Annotated in this window: 14 protein-coding genes; 4 read left to right on the forward strand and 10 right to left on the reverse strand. The window is 41.3% G+C overall.

Going from position 1 to position 18,575, the window contains the following annotated elements:
- Nucleotides 1–45 precede the first annotated feature (45 nt).
- The 4 genes from ACK1I8_RS11815 (at nt 46) to ACK1I8_RS11830 (ending at nt 6,997) form a co-directional block, all read left to right on the forward strand.
- On the forward strand, nt 46–3,255 hold the full coding sequence (locus tag ACK1I8_RS11815; RefSeq protein WP_412465590.1) for a SusC/RagA family TonB-linked outer membrane protein: 3,210 nt from the start codon (nt 46–48) through the stop codon (nt 3,253–3,255).
- Between the two features lie 33 nt (nt 3,256–3,288).
- Nucleotides 3,289–5,079 carry a RagB/SusD family nutrient uptake outer membrane protein gene (locus ACK1I8_RS11820; protein ID WP_412465591.1) on the forward strand — a complete coding sequence of 597 codons (1,791 nt, stop codon included), beginning with the start codon at nt 3,289–3,291 and terminating at the stop codon, nt 5,077–5,079.
- On the forward strand, nt 5,079–6,005 hold the full coding sequence (locus ACK1I8_RS11825) for a metallophosphoesterase family protein (RefSeq protein WP_412465592.1): 927 nt from the start codon (nt 5,079–5,081) through the stop codon (nt 6,003–6,005). The genes ACK1I8_RS11820 and ACK1I8_RS11825 overlap by 1 nt, the downstream gene beginning before the upstream one ends.
- Before the next feature lie 302 nt (nt 6,006–6,307).
- Nucleotides 6,308–6,997, forward strand: coding sequence for a hypothetical protein (locus tag ACK1I8_RS11830; RefSeq protein WP_412465593.1), 690 nt, complete (start codon nt 6,308–6,310; stop codon nt 6,995–6,997).
- A gap of 26 nt (nt 6,998–7,023) precedes the next feature.
- Here ACK1I8_RS11830 and ACK1I8_RS11835 read toward each other — a convergent pair whose 3' ends face one another.
- The 10 genes from ACK1I8_RS11835 to spt form a co-directional block, all read right to left on the reverse strand.
- Nucleotides 7,024–7,965 carry a phosphatase PAP2 family protein gene (locus ACK1I8_RS11835; RefSeq protein WP_412465594.1) on the reverse strand — a complete coding sequence of 314 codons (942 nt, stop codon included), beginning with the start codon at nt 7,963–7,965 and terminating at the stop codon, nt 7,024–7,026.
- A gap of 1 nt (nt 7,966) precedes the next feature.
- A complete protein-coding gene (locus ACK1I8_RS11840) occupies nt 7,967–8,587 on the reverse strand; it encodes a sterol desaturase family protein (RefSeq protein WP_412465595.1) in 621 nt (206 codons plus the stop codon).
- Between the two features lie 420 nt (nt 8,588–9,007).
- Nucleotides 9,008–10,297, reverse strand: coding sequence for a DUF4833 domain-containing protein (locus ACK1I8_RS11845; RefSeq protein WP_412465596.1), 1,290 nt, complete (start codon nt 10,295–10,297; stop codon nt 9,008–9,010).
- 9 nt (nt 10,298–10,306) lie between these two features.
- Entirely contained in the window at nt 10,307–12,850 is a 2,544-nt protein-coding gene (locus tag ACK1I8_RS11850) for a DUF5686 family protein (protein WP_412465597.1), read from the reverse strand.
- Entirely contained in the window at nt 12,851–13,228 is a 378-nt protein-coding gene (locus ACK1I8_RS11855) for a GtrA family protein (RefSeq protein WP_412465598.1), read from the reverse strand.
- Nucleotides 13,229–13,230: 2 nt separating this feature from the next.
- The gene (locus tag ACK1I8_RS11860; RefSeq protein ID WP_412465599.1) at nt 13,231–13,686 is read right to left on the reverse strand and encodes a phosphatidylglycerophosphatase A; all 456 of its coding nucleotides are present in this window, start codon (nt 13,684–13,686) and stop codon (nt 13,231–13,233) included.
- Nucleotides 13,686–15,011 (reverse strand): inositol-3-phosphate synthase, encoded by a 1,326-nt coding sequence (locus ACK1I8_RS11865; protein ID WP_412465600.1) that lies wholly within the window; start codon nt 15,009–15,011, stop codon nt 13,686–13,688. The genes ACK1I8_RS11860 and ACK1I8_RS11865 overlap by 1 nt, the downstream gene beginning before the upstream one ends.
- An 18-nt stretch (nt 15,012–15,029) precedes the next feature.
- Nucleotides 15,030–16,019, reverse strand: a complete 990-nt coding sequence (locus tag ACK1I8_RS11870) for an NAD-dependent epimerase/dehydratase family protein (RefSeq protein WP_412465601.1) — start codon at nt 16,017–16,019, stop codon at nt 15,030–15,032.
- Entirely contained in the window at nt 16,016–17,137 is a 1,122-nt protein-coding gene (locus ACK1I8_RS11875) for a hypothetical protein (protein ID WP_412465602.1), read from the reverse strand. The genes ACK1I8_RS11870 and ACK1I8_RS11875 overlap by 4 nt, the downstream gene beginning before the upstream one ends.
- A complete protein-coding gene (spt, locus tag ACK1I8_RS11880; RefSeq protein WP_412465603.1) occupies nt 17,134–18,339 on the reverse strand; it encodes a serine palmitoyltransferase in 1,206 nt (401 codons plus the stop codon). The genes ACK1I8_RS11875 and spt overlap by 4 nt, the downstream gene beginning before the upstream one ends.
- Nucleotides 18,340–18,575: the final 236 nt, after the last annotated feature.

Consider the following 18,575-nt stretch of genomic DNA (forward strand, 5'->3'; position numbering starts at 1 on the left):
TGAAAAGAGCTTATCATTCCAATCAAACAACTAAATATTAAGAAAATGAAAAAAAAGCTACTCTGGATGTTTATGCTATTGATCCTGTCTGCCAGCGGCTTTGCGCAAGGGATCACCATAAAAGGTGTGGTCACTGATGCAAAGACAGGTGAAACCCTCCCTGCCGTAAACATTATTGTGAAAGGGACGAACCTGCATATCGCCACCAACAATAATGGTATTTATACCTTAAGTAATGTAAAACCTGATGCCACACTTATTTTTTCCTACATTGGCTATAAGCAACAGGAAATTGCAGTAAGTGGCAGGGCAAAAATCGATGTTTCTTTATCTCCTGATTTTGCCAACCTTGATGAGGTGATGGTCGTTGGCTTTGGAACCAAGAAAAAAATCAATGTTGCCGGTGCAATTGATCAGATTTCCGGTAAGCAGCTCGAATCGCGACCTGTTACCAATGTATTGCAGGGTTTACAGGGCATCAGTCCCGGGCTTAATATCACTTACACAGGCGGTGCGCCCGGCAGTGTACCCAACATCAACATCAGGGGCTATACTTCCATTAATGGTGGCTCGCCATTAATCGTTATCGATGGTATTCCTGCTACCAGTAATGATGATATGTTGCGCTTGACCCCTACCGATATTACTTCATTTACCGTATTGCGCGATGCGGCATCGGCAGCCATTTATGGGGCACGTGCAGCATTCGGTGTAATTCTGATCACCACTAAACAAGGTGTTGCCGGTAATAACGTAATCAGCTATAATACTTTCCAATCATGGGCAAAACCAACTGTACTGCCTAAACCGGTAACAGATCCCTACATTTTCTCCAGAGTATTAGAAACTGCTACAGATAATACTCCATGGGATTATGTAAATTATTCTGACGAATACTACCGTTGGGCGAAAGAAAGATCGGATAACCCTGCTATAGCCGATACCCGATTAAATCCAAACGATCCGACCAAATGGGCCTATATGGGCAGTAACGACTGGTATAAATATTTCTTTAATCACTCAAGTTTATCCAAAAGCCATACCCTTACTTTTTCTGGTGGAGCTGCCGTAAACGAGAAACCATTAACTTATTACCTTTCTGCAGATTATACCAGAGATAACGGGTTAAATAAACTGACTGCCGATTACTGGGACCGTTATGGATTGAGGTCAAAAATGGGTTTTTCTCCCCTTTCGTGGCTTAAAATTGATAATAACCTGAATATTTATCAAACTAAACGGGCACTTCCTAACGGGAACATTACTGACCTGTATTACCTGATGCCTACCGACGTAGCTACAAATCCTGATGGCACCTGGGCGAATACTGCTGCCGGAAAACTGGCTGCGAAACTTGTAGACGGAGGAAATAACCTTCAAAATATGTTTGGTTTTCAGAATATTACCAGTGCAACAGCTTTATTTTTAAAAGGTGATCTTCAGGTAAACGCTGACGCATCTTTTAAACGTGAACTCTGGAAAACACATAATGACAGCAAAAAATACAAAATCGGCTATGGTCCGAATGATATCCGTGAAGAAGGAGGAACCGGTTCTGTAACCGAAAACAACGGTTATCTGTTTAATAACGCATTTAATATCTATAGCACTTATAAAAAAACGCTTGGTGACCATTTTTTTAGTGCAATGGTGGGTTTTAATAGTGAAGATTACAGCTATTCTACCGTAAACGCGAGTAAAGACATTCTGATTTCTTCTTCTCTACCTTACCTGTCGCTCACCAGTGGAACGGCAACTGCCAGTGCAGGTTATTCCGCTTATGCTACCAATAGCGCATTTTCGAGATTAAATTACACGTATAAAAATAAGTACATCCTGGAAGCTACAGGAAGGTACGATGGTTCATCGCGGTTCCCGATAGACAGACGTTGGGGATTTTTCCCTTCGGCATCGATTGCCTGGATAGGAAGTACAGAGGATTTCTTTAAACCATTATTATCTACGGTATCTACTTTTAAACTTCGCACTTCATATGGCGATCTTGGGAACCAGAATGTAGGCGATTTTGGTTATATCCAATCTCTGGTACCTGGTACTTCAGGTTATTTAATCGGAGGCAATGGCCAGAACCAGGTGATCAATGGCGCCCCGGGATTAAACGTGGATCCACGCACCTATACCTGGGAAAGGGTATCTACCTTAAATATGGGTACCGATATTGGTCTGTTGAATGATAAACTTTCTTTCACTTTCGATTATTATATCCGTGATACCAAAGGCATGCTCACTGCAGGGCAGGAACTTCCGGGGGTTTTAGGCACGGGTGTACCACGTCAGAATTCGGCCGATCTTCGCACCAAAGGATGGGAACTTTCAGTAACTTACAGAGATAAGTTTGAACTGGGTTCAAAACCTTTCAACTTTGATGCTAAGATATTCCTGGCCGATTCAAAAGCCAAAATTACCAGGTTTAAAAACGATCAGAACCTCTTTTCGAATTACCGGGAGGGGCAGACACTCGGAGAGATTTGGGGATTACAGAATGATGGCTTTTTCCGCAGTAAAGCAGAAATTGCCGCTTTAGATGAATCTGCAATTGTTCCGTGGGGCGCACTTTCCATTGTTGAGGGATGGCCGAAATATGTTGATCTTGATGGAAATAAAAAAATTGAAAGAGGTTTAAGTTCAAACGACCCTAAAGATTTGAAAATTATCGGTAACAGTGCTGACCGTTATACAATCGGTGCCAACCTGAATATGGATTGGAGTGGTTTCGATCTTTCTGTATTTTTGCAAGGCGTACTTAAAAGAGACTTTTACCCTCACCATTATCTTTTCTGGGGGCCTTATCAGCAGCCTTATGCCAACGTATATCCATGGAACCTTGATTTTTACCGGGGAGCAGCAGATTCGCCGGAACAAAGAGCCAAACACTCTGCTTCCTATATCGCTGCCGGCCTTGCTGATGCCAATACCGATTCTCAATATCCGGTATTGCAATCTTGGCTTGCCGATGCCAATTATGGATCGGGTTTAGATATTCCCCAAACTAAATATTTGCTAAACGGTGCTTACCTGAGGATCAAAAATGTATCGTTTGGTTATACTTTACCTGTTCAGTGGACCAAAAAGTTTAATGTCAATCGTCTTCGCGTATTTGTGACCGGAGAAAACCTGTATGAGTTCTCTTCTATCAAGAAATTTATTGACCCGGAAGCGGTTAACCAGGGGCCAAGTGCCTGGGCATATCCTTACCAACGGAGATACGCCTTCGGTTTAAACCTCGATTTTTAATTTTTGGATCTATTACAATTAAATCATTTGAAAATGAAAAAGTATATACATATCGTATTTATTGCAGTTGCAGGTATGCTCGCAGCCTGTAAAAAAGCCGGGCTCGATCGTTTCCCTCAAACCTCCGTCTCCCCTGGCCTCTTTTTTAATACAGAAAGTGATCTATCGCTCTATGTAAATGGCCTACTCTCGCAGCCGGACCGCAGTACTTACCTTAATGATCAGAGTACGGATAACGTAGCCACTACTGCTGCAGTTGAGATCAAAAATATAATGGGTGGAAACGCGACCGCCCAAAACATTACCACTGGCTGGAGCTGGAGCAGGTTAAGAAACATTAACTATTTTCTAGAGAATTACGGAAGAGCACAGGTTTCTGCTGCCGTTAAAAACCACTACGCAGGTTTAGCCAGGTATTACCGCGCGGAATTCTATTTAGATAAAGTTAAGCGTTTCTCTGACGTACCCTGGTATTCAGGCACATTGGAACCTGGTGATGATGCACTTTACAAAGCCCGCGATCCACGGGCGTTGATTGCCGACAGTATCATGGCAGATTTAGATTTTGCCTATAAAAATGTAAGGGAGAGTGTTCCGGTGGGTACTCCGGGAAAATGGGCAGTGGCCACTTTATATGCACGGGCAGCACTTTATGAGGGAACTTATCGTAAATACCATAACGAACTGAATTTAAGCAGTTCGGCTAATGCTTTTTTAGAAACTGCAGCAAGAATTTCGGGGGAAATCATCTCCAGTAAAAAGTTTAACATTTACAACACCGGAAAACCGGAACAGGATTATGCAACGCTTTTCTCCAGTCAGGATTTAACAAGCAATAGCGAAGTGATTTTGGTTAACATCTTTGACCTGAGCAAGAGCAAAAGTCAGAATGTGAATTCTACTGTTTTCGGTGATTATGAGCAGGCACCAGCCAAAGACCTGTTGCAAACATATTTAATGAAAGATGGAAGCCGGTTTACCGATATAGCAAATTATGCGAAACTTGGTTTTGTGGCAGAATTTAAAAACCGCGATCCTCGGATGTCGCAAACAATGGTTTACCCGGGATGGATCAGGGTACCTGATCCGACACCTTACATCCAGCGTTTAAATAAAAATTTTACAGGTTACCACCAGTTGAAAGGTTATGTAAACAGCACTGATAATGCAACTTTAAACGGGGTGGATTTTCCGGTATACCGTTATGCAGAAATACTGTTAACTTATGCTGAAGCGCTTGCCGAACTGGGCACATTAACACAGTCTCAGTTAGACCAATCGGTAAATCTGCTTCGTAAAAGAGCGGGCTTACCTGATCTTAACCTGGCAGCAGCGAATGCCAATCCAGATCCGGTATTGCAGTTACAGTATCCAAATGTTGCGGCCAATGCAGGTGTTATACTTGAAATCAGAAGGGAACGAAGGGTAGAATATGCTTTCGAAAACATGCGCTTTGATGATTTAATGCGTTGGAAGGTGGGCAAACTGCTAACCAAAAGTCCGGAAGGCATGTATTTTGCCGGATTGGGCAAATACGACCTTACCGGTGATGGTGTTGATGACATTATTCTGATTGACAGAACGGCAACTATCCCCGGCGAAGACCAGAAAGAAAAGAATTCACTTGGGGTTAAACTTATTTATTACCGTGCTGGACTAATCGGGACTGATGCAACTGTTTATTTAAAGAATGGCAATAATGGCGGTAATATCGTAACAGAAAATGTGACCAGAAACTTTGAGGAACCAAAATTCTATTATCGCCCTATTCCGCAGCAACAGGTAATCCTGAATCCAAAACTGAAACAAATTTTTGGCTGGTAATGATGGAAGAAATAAAAAGAAGGTCTTTATTAAAGGCGATAGGGCTATCAGCAGGCGCAGCACTTTCGGGCACACTGCCTGCCCTAGCCTCCCAAACACTTTTGGTTAAACCAAAACACAAAAAACTGGTGCTTACTGTGCCACACATTACTGATGTTCATATCCGTGCAGGAGAAAGTGCCCCGGAACGATTTAAAGCATGTTTAAAACAGATTATCAGTAACCATAAAGTTGATTTCTTCTTAAACGGAGGGGATTCCATTCACGATGCTTCTTACGACAATGTAGTACGCGATCAGGTAACCGAACAATGGGGTATTTGGGATGATTGCATCAAAACAATTGATAAATATGAAATACACAGTTGCATCGGCAACCATGATCCCTGGTGGAAAGCGCCCGCAAAAGAGGATGAAATGTATGGTAAGAACTATGTGGTAAAACGGCTGAAAATGCCCAACCGTTATTATAGCTTTTCTAAAAAGAACTGGCATTTTATTATCCTTGACGGGAACAACAGCAAAATTTCTCTTGATGATGAACAGTATAACTGGCTGGAGCAGGAATTAAAAAACCTGCCTGCCGGCACGCCCACAGTGCTCATGTCACACTATCCAATCCTGGGCACCACCCAGGTATTGGTTGGTGGCGGACATTCGGACTGTAAAAGGCTAAAAGATCTTTTCTATAAAAACCGCGATAAGGTAAAAATCTGCCTGAGCGGACACAACCATCTTTCTGATCAAACGGTATACAATGGTATTCAATACTGTTGCAATGGAGCCATGAGTGGTTTTTGGTGGGGCAAGGGCGATGCGGAATCGGCAGGCCCCGGCTACTATCTGGAAACGCCACCCGGGTATGCCATACTTAAAATGTACGATGACGGAACAGTTGAAAACGAATATCTCCCTCATACTTTCTAATGATAAATGCTGTCAACTGTAACTTTTCGAAGGATCTTTTTCCAGCTTAAAGGCATTTAGATACTTCGTCTGGCCCCGTACAGGCTGAACTAAAACTGACCGGGTGTACTCCCGGCTTATGTCCAAGCCCCATTAGCACCACTATAACCGACGTTAAAGCATATTCGTACTTTTCAACCGATTTATAGGAGCTTTAGACCTTTTTTGAAAGCGGTTACTGATCGAAATTTGTAGTTAAAATTTCATCAATGCGAATCATCAACAATTTGATTTTCGCTGATCATTAATCCAAATTCATTAAGGTGGCTAATCATAAAATCACATCAAATCCAAAGGGTTTTAAAACTGCTCTTCTCCGGCTCATTATTTATAGTGCATTCATTTACCTGCTTGCCGAATTTCTTAAATGGAATGTACAACACGAAGCAGCAAGCAATAAGTTTAGCGAAGATTCAGCAGTAGAATATGTTCAGAGCCTATTGCTACTGATCAGTTCAATCATTTTTCTCTATATATCATTGAAATATAAATCCATATTTCCACTTTCTTTCGCCTTATTTGCTTTTATGATGGCCTCCTTTATCAGAGAACAGGATGCTTTTTTAGACGAGCATATCTATGATGGAGCCTGGCAAACCGGAGCATTCGGTCTCCTCATACTGGCCACCCTGCTTATTTACAGAAAGAAAGCGCTGTTTTTCTCCAACTTAAATGATTTTGTACACCAGTTCTCTTTCGGGATTTTATTATCGGGTATTGTAACCACCTATATTTTTGCGCGCCTTTACGGAAGAAAAGTTTTCTGGATGGCCGTTATGGAAACGCAATACACACGTGATGTAAAAAATGTATCAGAAGAGTCTCTTGAACTTTTCGGCTATACCCTGATTCTGGTTGCAAGCATAGAGTTTTATCTGTTGGTTAGGGCAAAAAGCAACAATATGGAATCAGAAATACAAAAAAGTCCGTCATCCTTTCCTATCTCTGCCTAATTATTAAATAAAACTTAGCCGATAGTCTATCTACTGATAGCCGTTATCATAACTGCCACCAGTCGTTTCAACCTGGCAATACGCATTAAATAATGAAATGAAATAATTCCCAAAAATGCACAGATTACTCCGGCCAATACATCAAACGTATAATGATGACTGGTATAAACAGCTGAAAACCAGATACCGAACATGACGGTAAAAAAGAATATATTAATTCTTCCTAAACGATTTTTTAAGCCATAATAAACCACAATAACAGGGTACGAAGAGTGTAAGGACGGCATGGCGGCAAACACATTGGAACCTTTAGTATATATCCCGTGAAAAAGCGTAACGTTAAAATAACGATCGAAACGGGCCAGGCCGGCAGTATTTCCTGCTGTTTTAGCAATAAATTCGAAGCCATGTTCCTGTACATACCATGGTGGCGCCGCAGGAAAGGCATAATAGACCACGAAACCCAATAAGTTTACCCAAACAAAGGTGAGCGAGAACCATATAAACTGTTCCTTGTTCTTAAAGAAAAGATAAGTAGCAAATGCCAACGGAACAGGCACCCACATCAGATAGAATAGCCCTGTTAACACATCTAAAAAAGTAGTACTGTTTATTTTCCAATACTCGTTGGGCGTAAGTATTAATCCATGGTAGTTAATGCCGAAAGTATTTTTTTCCAGGTTATATAAATCTTCAATGTGCACCGTATTAAAAAGATAGTTTGGAAAAGCCTTCATGTAATCAAACAGTATCCAATACACAATAAAGATGGAGAAACCAAGAATAAACTGCCTGGTTGCTTTTGAGATAAAAAATAAAGTATTAAAAATAAAGATCAACACCAGCTGATCGGTTTTAAAGCCGACGAGTAGTACTGATAACAACAGATATCCAACAGATATTGCAACTGTCAGATAAATATTCCGGATATTATAAAAACTGTTTTTAAGCAATACTTCCTGCTGCATGTTATTTCTTATCAAAATCAGATCGAAAAATATGGTCCCAAAAAGTCCAGCTTACCCCATATCCTTTGGTCGAATCGGAATAATGATGAAGCATATGATGTTGCTTTAAACGTTTCCAGAAACCACTTTTGAAATTAGCATGATGGAGCGCGTAATGCACCATATCGTAGAACAAATAACCGATCATAAAACCAGAAAAAAATGGATAAACGATGGTATCAGGCAACAACCAATCGAAAAGGAAGTAAAAACCCAGCGCCATAGGAATACTGGCCGAAGGGGGCATCACCAATCTTTTGGCATCGTTAGGATAATCGTGGTGTACCCCATGAAAAATAAAATGAATTTTCTTTCCCCAAGCTGCTTCGGGTTCGAAATGAAAAACATAACGGTGCAGGACGTATTCGGTGATGGTCCAGATACCTAGTCCGAGAATAAACCAACCTGCAAAGTTTAAAATGGGCATTTCAATCTGCCAGAGCGCTTTCCAGAAAAGAAAGCCTATAACGGGTATATAAACCACCAAAGGCACGTAAAACTGTACTTTAGAAAGGCTTTCTAAAAAGTCGTTTTTAAACATCCTGATGGATGCGGTCGAATTTGAAACAAAATTCTTTTTCATTGTAATTATTTAATTGGCTTTCATCTCCACTCATTTAATCGTCATCCTGAACTTCCGCCCGGCCAGTCGGACGGGTGTTTCAGGATCTTCTTCCCAAACAATCTGTCATATACAATACTTTATCCTCAAAGATTCTTCGTTACACTCAGAATGACAACTCACTCCTATTCAATCGTCATCTCGACTGAAGCTCACCGATCCTTCATCGGGAGTGGAACGCCTGCCCGTACAGGCGGGGAGAGATCTTTAAAACATACGTGAGGGGTTTCGACTCCGCTCAGACCGAAGTATTGATATAGATTTCTCGACTGCGCTGCGCTCCGCTCGAAATGACGATTCGAGAGCGATTGCTTCGTCGGCTGAAAAAGCCTTCTCGCAATGACGGGATGGATAGGAACGCTACCCGCAAAACGCCTAATGCTACACCTTTATCCTTTCCACTAGCACTTTCGAAGGCGCTGAAGCATCATAACCTTTTATTTCTACATATTTAACATTCGGAAACCAAAAGGTACCGCCCTCAATCCGAAGGAATATCCGTTCCAACTGCATTTTTTTATTGTTTATGGTTGCAAAAACATGGTATTTTTTATCTGCACCCGATTTATTCAGGTACATTGGCAGTTTTTTATGTGAAGTAAACCGCAGTTCGAACTGGCCATTTCCCAGATTTTTGCTGATAATGCCATAGGCAAATTTCCGCTGAATATAACTCAGCTCTTTTTTTTCTCCTTTATCTCCGTAACGCATCCAAAATACATTTACAGGCTGATCTTTATTTACTTCACCATATTTATCTACATTTAACTGGCAAATAATAGTATTGGTATTCGGATCGCGCTGTAAATAAAAAAGCTGATTAGGGATATCTTTTGGGGTTGGGAAAATAAGCGGCGAAGGATCACTTCCTTGTGCATTTGCACTGAATGAAAACACTCCGGTTAAACTCCCCAGCCACACTAAACCTGCAATTAATGCCGCCTTATTATTTCCTTTTCTTTCATTAAGTTCTTGTGCTTCCAAGCCTTTTTTTGCCTCTTGCAAACGTTTAACCGCTGTGATATTGGTCAATACCGCCATTATAGCAATCGGCATGGTAAAAATCGACATGGTTTCGAATACATGGAAAGAACCCCCCGGCACGTATACTTTGTAATCGCCACCAATAAAATGACCGGCGATGCCGCAGGCGATGGCAAAAATACCAATCGTTACCACGCGCTCCGGGCGCTGCATTAAACCTCCCTTACATTCTACTCCCAGTCCTTCGGCCCTTGCCCGGGTATAACTCACCATCATCGAACCAATAAGGGCAATAAACGCAAACAGCGAACTTAAAAAGTAATGATGCGCCACCAGGTAATAACAGATGCCCAAAAACATAATCATTTCGCTGTAACGGTCGAGTACCGAATCGTACAAGGCACCAAATTTAGAACTCATATTGCCTAAACGGGCCACCTGGCCATCGAGCATATCAAACAGACCAGCAAAAAGTACCAAAGCCCCTCCCCAACCGATGTACGACATATCGCCACGATTTGATTTTTCGGCCCCGAGCACAAAAATAACAGCTACACCGATATTCAGGACCAAACCGATGGTGGTTACTGCGTTAGGCGTTAAACCTATTTTAATCAATCCCCTCACAAAAGGATTGATTACCTTATATATTCCCTGTTGCAGGCTGTCTCTTAACTTTTTTTCCATAACCTTTTTTTAAAAATCAAATTTTACCCTTGCCCTTATTCCCCATTCTGAAACTTCCGGATTATTGAGATAGTTGAAGCGCTTGACCAGATCGACCCTTAACAGCTTAAAAATATTACCCACACCAACACTACCTTCCATATACGGATCGTTGCCCAGTGCATAAGTACGCTGTGCCCCGTTTTGGTAAACCGGCAACTGAACTAAACCCGGTTGAAAATTTGGATTATTCTCATCACGTAAACCACCATACAGGGCTTTAAATGACACCATTTCCCTTAATTTCAAACGTTTTAGCAGCGGCACTTTGTTAAAAAAGAAGCCGTTAAAATTATGATCGATATTGATGCTCACGTAATGATCACTTACAAACTCCAGGAAGTTCATCAGGTTGTATGAATTGAGCTGATAAGCATAGGTTTGGTTGGCACGGTGTATATCTAATAAAGGAAAAGGCACTTTTCCGGCGATATAGCCGCCTTCTACTGTTACATCACTATAACCCAACTGCGATAAATAAAAACGTTTATCGATCGTTCCGAGCAAATTATGGTAATTATATTCGCCGCCCAAAACACCTTTCAAGCCCGCGGTGTAACGTAAATTAAATACCGGGTAACGATCGGCGATGGGTACACGATAGATTTTACCCTGGTAAAACTTCTCATTCGGGGCGTACCTTAACTGTACAGATACCTCACTGGTGGTTAAACGGTTTACCAACTGGTTACTTTCGTCCAGGTAACTTAATCCGCCGGCAGGTGTCTGGCTCCATTTTTTAAAACCCAGGTTATATGAAAAATGGTTTTCGAACTCCTTAACATAATCCAGGCGATAAAAATCGTTATATAATAACATATCGTTTATCCCTCGTTTAAACGAGAGCAGGAAATTATCTTCCTGTACAAACTGTAACTCTTGTCCGGGTATTTTGGTATCGCGCTGAAAACTCGCCCTGACATAATTCTGCGGGAATGCATAAATTGATTTATTGTTCAGCGAATAGGTACCGGAAAGGAAAAACTTCCATTTCTCATCTTTAATACCATAAGCCAGATAATTTTCAAAATAATAGCGTTTGCTCAATTCCGGAGTAGTCCGTCCGCCAAACCGCAGTCTTAAACCTTCTACATTGTTAAAACTGTAGAATGTGTTTACCGGACCAATTTCGTAAGGGCCAAGGTTCTGATAACCTGCAAATAAAAGGGTCACAATTTTCATGGTCCGTTTGAAAGATGGCAGGTTCTGCAGGGTATCTATATTACTATAAATTTTCAACTGGTTGTCCGAAATGGTATCTAACCTGTTTTTCTCCCAGAATTTATCATCTTTTTTTGCTGCATCAGCCCGTACCACTATACTTTTTCCCTGAAAAATAGTATCGGGTAAAACCGTATCGAACTGGTAATTTTTGAATGTAACCGTACGCTCGCCTGTAAAGCCAATTCCTTTGGTTTTACCGATCCCAAAATCGGCCAGTAAATTGCTTTTGCTCAAACTGTATTTGCCTTTATTGTTCGGTTCAAAATTCAGATCGATTTTGAGTGTACGCACAAAGTTGAGGTTAATATTCCTGTTCACCCCAAAAGAAGCCCCCGTAACGGCATAATGACCATCATTGGTGACATAAATTTTTCCCTCGAACAACATATCTCCGGTATTACGCGGGGTAAAAGACAGTTCTATAATTTCAGGTTTCTGTGTTTTGAGTGTATCGGTAATAAAAAATTTGTAAAATGAGGGCGCACCATCGGCAATTGGACTTAAAAATTCATTACTGATTACGGAAATGTTGTTCTTGTAGATGTCAATATCCTGATACATCCTATCGAAATAGGTTTTCAATCCCTTGTTATCAATATAACGACTGTCAAACTGAACCTGTTTTTCCCCGATGATAATCGTTTTGTTCTTTTCAGGATTTTTATTCAGGTAATGATCAGACAGTTGCTCCTGAATATAAATCGGAAGGAGGTTTTTTCCACCAATCAATGTCGAATCCTGCTCCTGAAACAAAAACTGATAATTCCTGAACATTTTTTTGTTTTTAAACTTATCTGAAACATTGCTCAGGGAGAACAGCATTTTTTCGTACTGCCTGAAAGCAACCGTTTGATAATTTTTAATGCGGTTTTCCTCTTTATGGGCAATCACCTGGCGGATCAGTTCTACTGCAGGATTATCTTTATTCCGGTATTTTATTTTTTTACCACCCACAACAATCACTTCATCCAGGACTCTCGAATCGGGTACCAGGGCAACATCCAGTTCCTGCGTTGCAGCCGGTACAGTATTTTTAAAAACTGTGCGATAGCCTACATAATTAAAACTCAGCTCGCTTTGTGGGTTTGGAGAAACAAGCGTGTATTTCCCGTTAGCATCTGTCTGCGTGCCAATCTGGGTATCTTTAAAGAAAACCGAAACATTGGGCAGCGTTTCTTTGGTTACGGCATCGCGTACCGTACCAGATACTACCGTCCTCTGGCCAAAAGCATTTACCAGCAAAATAAAAATGAGCGCTACGGATAATAAAAATGAATAAATCGCTTTCATTTAATTGGAAAAAATAAACTGCTTTTGCATGATATAATTGTAGCTTATACCCGTTAAAACGGAACTCAAAACTTTGGCTAATACGTAATTGAGGTTAAAAAAACGGGTGAGTACAAATACAGCCGCGGTTACGATGATCAGGTTGCCTGCCCATACCAAAATATATTTTAACATCTGCCATTTAATGGCTGTAGATTCACTTTCAAACACCCACTTGCGGTTCACGTAGAAATTGACTACTCCACCTGCAACCGTACCCATAATACTTGCGGCCAGATACCACCAGCCAAAAAGATTTACGGCCATGATGGTCACCCCGAAGTCTGTTGCCGAGGCCACTAAGGATGATGCCTGTGCTTTTAGAAAAGTGAACAGCATGGTTAAAACAGTTCTAAAACAACAACCAGTTGCAGTACAACATTAGCATAAATCCCGGCCAATACATCATCAGCCATTACGCCCCAGCCACCTGGAAGTATCTCGAGTTTGCGGATGCCAAATGGTTTGAGGATATCAAAAAACCTAAAAAGAATTAGACCAATCAAGGTATATTGCCATTTTAAAGGTATAAAAAGTAAGGTAATGCACATTCCGGCCACTTCATCAATTACTACCCGATTATGGTCTTTGCCCCAAATCTCCTCTACCCTGTCGGCACTCATTATGCCGATCATCACGATCAACATGGTGAAAAGTACCGGCCATAAATAGGGATTGCTATAAGGACTCTGGGAAAGGTGCCAGCAGATACAGGTTGCTATTGCAGCATAGGTACCTGCACCTTTGCCGATATACCCGATTCCCAGAGCCGTTGAAAGAAATTTGTGGAAAAACACTATACCGTTTCTATTAATTCTTCTTCGTAATCCTGGCCTAAATGAGTGATCAATTCTTCGCCCATGATGTAACGTAAGGTATTCTGAAGTTTCATTAATTGTTTAAAAATGTCATTTTCTGCAGGTACACCCGGAATAGTTTGTGGTGATTTAAGGTAGAATGATAACCATTCCTGAATGCCCGACATATTTGCGCGTTTCGCCAGATCAATAAACAAAGCCAGATCTAACACTATCGGTGCGGCTAAAATCGAATCGCGGCAAAGGAAATTGATTTTGATCTGCATTTTGTAACCCAACCAGCCGAAAATATCAATGTTATCCCAGCTCTCTTTGTTATCACCGTGAGGCGGATAATAGTTGATCCTGATTTTGTGGTACATCTCGCCATATAAATCCGGATTTACTTCCGGTTTAAAGATATCTTCCAATACGCCCAGTTTCGATACTTCCTTGGTTTTAAAGTTATCAGGATCATCTAATACCAAACCATCACGATTACCTAAAATATTATCAGAAAACCAACCGTTTACCCCTAAAGAGCGTGCGGCTAAGCCCGGTGCTAAAATGGTTTTCATCAAGGTTTGACCGGTTTTGAAATCTTTACCTGCGATTGGGGTATCGGTTTCTTTAGCCAGTTCGATCAATGCAGGAATATCTACTGTTAAGTTTGGCGCACCGTTGGCAAAAGGAATTCCCAATTTCAAGGCAGCATAAGCATAAATCATACTTGGCGCAATACGCGGATCGTTATCTTTTAAACCTTGTTCAAAAGCAGCTAATGATTCGTGCACTTCAGAGGGTTCGAAATAAATTTCGGTAGAACCACACCAAACCAATACAATCCTATCGCAATGGTTTGCAGCCTTGAAGTTTTTGATATCTTCCATTACAGCCAAAGCGAGTTCGTAACGGTTATCGATATCTTTTACATATTTGCCATCCAGGTTTTTTACATAGTTCCTGTCGAAAGCAGCGCGCATCGGTTTAATGGCCTGTAATTCTTCACGCACATCGCGCAACAGGTTGGCATCCAGTACACGGGCGTTTAAGGCAGCTTCGTAAACATTATCTTCGTATACATCCCAGCCACCGAAAACTAAATCTTCGAGGTTGGCTAAAGGCACAAAATCTTTAATTTTTGGCTCTTTTTTTTCTGTTCTTTTACCCAAACGGATCGTACCCATCTGCGTTAAAGAGCCGATCGGTTTCGAGATGCCTTTTTTAATCGCAGCAACTCCGGCGATCATAGTTGTTGCTACAGCGCCTAATCCCGGCATTAATATTCCCAGCTTACCTTCAGCTGCTTTTACTTGTTCTTTCATGCTATTTTATTTAAAATCTTATAACCAATTGTTTTTACGGTACCAGTTGATGGTTTCATTTAATCCCTGCTCCAGGCCAAACCGGGGAACAAAGCCAAAATCATTCTGAATATTTTTAATATCGCAGCCCCAGTTAAGGGCCGTGAGTTCTTTTATCTTATCTACATTTAAGGCGGGTATTTTATTAAATGCGCCATATAAATGTTCCATTGACCAGGCTAAACCTTTAATCAACGGCACAGGTATATTTACCTTTATTGTTTTTTTGCCTAAGGCCTTACTTACATAATGAGCAAGCGATGAGCGCTTGTATACAGCCCCGTCAGATATATTATAAGCTTTGCCCACCACATCAGAGGCGAGTGCTTTAATGATGATGTCGGCCAGATCGGTTGCATAGATAAAACTGAGTTCCTGTTCCTGCTTGCCGATATAAAGCTCTAGCCCGGCTTTAATGGTTTTGATCAGTATGAAAATGTCTTTTTCCCGAGGGCCATAAACCGCAGTGGGCCGGAATATGATCAAGGGCAGATCTGGAAACCCTGCCAGATAAGTTTCTGCAAGTGCCTTACTGATGCCATAATGAGTTACCGGATTGGATGCACTTTTTTCCGTCAGTTTATCGTTTTTCTCCTTTAACGGACCCAGCGCCGCCAAACTACTGATGAATATAAATTTCTGTATGGCGTGTGCTGACTGGGAAGCGGCTACAGCGAGATTCCGGGTATATGTTGCGTTAATTTTGTTGTAATCGCTTAAAGTCTTTGCTTTTGTTACCGCAGCAGCATGCACGATATAATCATACTTTTTCTCTTCAATATTTTCTTTCAGCAGGTAGATCGACTCAAAATCGAGATTTACATAATTGATTTCAAAATTTTTGAGATGACCTGCAGCAGCCGATTGACGCACATTTGCGAATACCTCCAGATTGTTGTCCAAAGCAGATTTAATCAGGTGATAACCCACAAACCCAGTTGCTCCAGTAATCAACACCCGCTTTTTCATATCGTTTTTTCTAAAATCCTGTATTTACGATATAACTTTCCACCAATATCTTCAATGGGTTTATTGATCAGCTCATTATGATCCAAAGTCCAGCTGGCCTCTGCATATTTCATTTTTTTAGCTTCAAAATGTTTGATGATCCTTCCGTATAGACAGGCTTCGATTCCCATTTTGCGGTAACCATCAACCACACCAAGCAATAAAATACGGATCCCATCGATTTTCTTTTTGTTCGCTAAAAGCCTGAACAGTCCGGTTGGAAACAGCCTTCCCCGTTTAATTTTGATCAAAATCTGGTTGATATCGGGTATCGCTAAAGCAAAACCTATAATCTTGCCATGTTGCTCGGCCAGAATGCAAAACTCAGGATCGAGGATCAGTTTTAAATCGTTCGCGGTATAGTCAAACTCTTTATCCGTCATCGGCACAAAACCCAGGTTTTTATCCCAAGCTTTGTTGTATACCTCCCTTACCGCATTACATTCCTCCTTAAATTTCTTCATGTTGATTTTGCGGAGGATGATGTTGTTCCGTTTCAAACGTTCCTCGATCCTGTCCATTAGTTTCACCGACCGGTCGTTATAATTGCCTGCAGTGTAACGGTAGGCCCTTAAATCAACATTTTTCTGAAAACCGGTCTGCTCTAATAGCGACAGATAGTAAGGCGCATTGTAAGGCATCATGGCTACTGGAGGCCCGTCGAAACCTTCGATCAGCAGTCCGCATACCTCATTGGTCGAAAAATTTACCGGTCCTAAAATTTTTGTCATTCCTCTTTCCGAAAGCCAACCTTGCGCTGCATTTAAGAGCTGCAAGCCAGCCTCTGTATCATTTATACAATCGAAAAAACCAAAAAAACCATCATGCCCGCCATATACCTTGTTATGGTTTGTATTGTGGATCGCGGCAATCCGTCCGATGATTTTACCTTCGTCATAAAGCAAAAAAAGCTGTATTTCCGAATGTTCGTAAAATGGGTGCTTGCCGGGCGTAAGCAGATCGCGCTGTGCAATAAAAAGCTCGGGCACATAGTTTACATCGCCTGCATACAGTTCATGCGGAAAATCTACAAATGCTGCCAATGCTTTCTTACCGGAAACCTTTACCAATTCTCTCATGATTGGTTACCTACTGATTCTACATGAACAGCCTTAAAAGCCGCACTTAGTTTACTTATAGCTGATTCGATCTGATCAAAAGTATGCGTCGCCATTAGCGAAAACCTGATCAAAGACGAATCTGAAGGCACTGCCGGTGAAACCACCGGATTAACAAATACACCGTTTTGCTGAAGGATATTGGTAATCATAAAGGTTTTGGTATTATCGCGGATGTAAATGGGGATAATCGGGCTGTTACTGTGACCGATATCGAATCCTGCATCCAGCAAAAGTTGCTTCGCATATTCTGTATTGGCCCAGAGCTGATCAATCCGTTCAGGCTCCGATTCGATAATATCCAATGCAGCAATTACACTAGCTACTGCAGATGGGGGCATACTGGCACTGAACATGAGTGAGCGTGCGCGGTGCTTGATGTATTCGATGGTTTCGGCACTACCGGCAATAAAACCTCCCAATGAGGCCAGCGATTTGCTAAAGGTGCCCATAATAAGGTCCACATTTTCGGTAAGATTGAAATGCGATGCCGTCCCTGATCCGTTAAAACCGATTACACCAAGGCTGTGCGCATCATCCATCATGATATTGGCCCCAAATTCATTGGCAATTTCTACCATTTCAGGAAGATTTACCAAATCGCCTTCCATACTAAAAATACCATCAGAAACAATCAACTTAGCCGCATCTTCAGGTAGCCTGCTCAATTTCCGGCGCAGATCCTGCATATCGTTGTGCGCATATTTAATGGTACGCGAAAAGGCCAAACGGCTTCCGTCAATTATAGAGGCATGATCGTACTCATCCAATAACAGATAATCATTACGATCTAATAAACAAGATATTACCCCTAAGTTTACCTGGAAACCGGTACTAAAAAGCACTGTGGCTTCTTTGCCCACGTATTCGGCCAAACGACTTTCCAGTTCAAGGTGAATGTCGAGCGAGCCGTTTAAAAACCGTGATCCTGCACAGCCTGTCCCATATTTTTCAATGGCTGCCTTTGCTGCTTCTTTTATTTTGGGATGATTGGTTAACCCTAAATAGGAATTTGAACCAAACATGAGTACCTTTTTTCCATTGATAACTACTTCGGTATCCTGACCAGATTCTATCGACCTGAAATAAGGATATAATCCCTTTTCTTTTATTACCGCCGCATCCTTGAAAGAAGCAATCCTGTCTTGTAATTTTTTACGCATGCTGAACACTTATATTCTTCAGTTTTTAAAACCCTATTCTGAAAAGTTTGGTCTGCACCTGAATGCCACTTATAGAGACTAAGTCAACGATAGAGATTAAGGCTGCATTAACCAAACGATTTGATCACACAATTTTAACGCTGAATTAAAGGTAAAAAAAGGTTCAAATGTGGGATATATTGGTCAAAAAGTTGGATTGATAAAATGTGACATTCAGATGAATTGACCAATTGACA

The organism is Pedobacter sp. KLB.chiD, from assembly GCF_047040275.1.
GTDB lineage: Bacteria > Bacteroidota > Bacteroidia > Sphingobacteriales > Sphingobacteriaceae > Pedobacter.

Excerpts from the sequence above, each read along its gene's own strand:
- ACK1I8_RS11815 (WP_412465590.1), top strand. The coding sequence starts at position 46 with ATGAAAAAAAAGCTACTCTGGATGTTTATGCTATTGATCCTGTCTGCC.
- ACK1I8_RS11820 (WP_412465591.1), top strand. The coding sequence starts at position 3,289 with ATGAAAAAGTATATACATATCGTATTTATTGCAGTTGCAGGTATGCTC.
- ACK1I8_RS11825 (WP_412465592.1), top strand. The coding sequence starts at position 5,079 with ATGATGGAAGAAATAAAAAGAAGGTCTTTATTAAAGGCGATAGGGCTA.
- ACK1I8_RS11835 (WP_412465594.1), bottom strand. The coding sequence starts at position 7,965 with ATGCAGCAGGAAGTATTGCTTAAAAACAGTTTTTATAATATCCGGAAT.
- ACK1I8_RS11840 (WP_412465595.1), bottom strand. The coding sequence starts at position 8,587 with ATGAAAAAGAATTTTGTTTCAAATTCGACCGCATCCATCAGGATGTTT.
- ACK1I8_RS11845 (WP_412465596.1), bottom strand. The coding sequence starts at position 10,297 with ATGGAAAAAAAGTTAAGAGACAGCCTGCAACAGGGAATATATAAGGTA.
- ACK1I8_RS11850 (WP_412465597.1), bottom strand. The coding sequence starts at position 12,850 with ATGAAAGCGATTTATTCATTTTTATTATCCGTAGCGCTCATTTTTATT.
- ACK1I8_RS11855 (WP_412465598.1), bottom strand. The coding sequence starts at position 13,228 with ATGCTGTTCACTTTTCTAAAAGCACAGGCATCATCCTTAGTGGCCTCG.
- ACK1I8_RS11865 (WP_412465600.1), bottom strand. The coding sequence starts at position 15,011 with ATGAAAGAACAAGTAAAAGCAGCTGAAGGTAAGCTGGGAATATTAATG.
- ACK1I8_RS11870 (WP_412465601.1), bottom strand. The coding sequence starts at position 16,019 with ATGAAAAAGCGGGTGTTGATTACTGGAGCAACTGGGTTTGTGGGTTAT.
- ACK1I8_RS11875 (WP_412465602.1), bottom strand. The coding sequence starts at position 17,137 with ATGAGAGAATTGGTAAAGGTTTCCGGTAAGAAAGCATTGGCAGCATTT.
- spt (WP_412465603.1), bottom strand. The coding sequence starts at position 18,339 with ATGCGTAAAAAATTACAAGACAGGATTGCTTCTTTCAAGGATGCGGCG.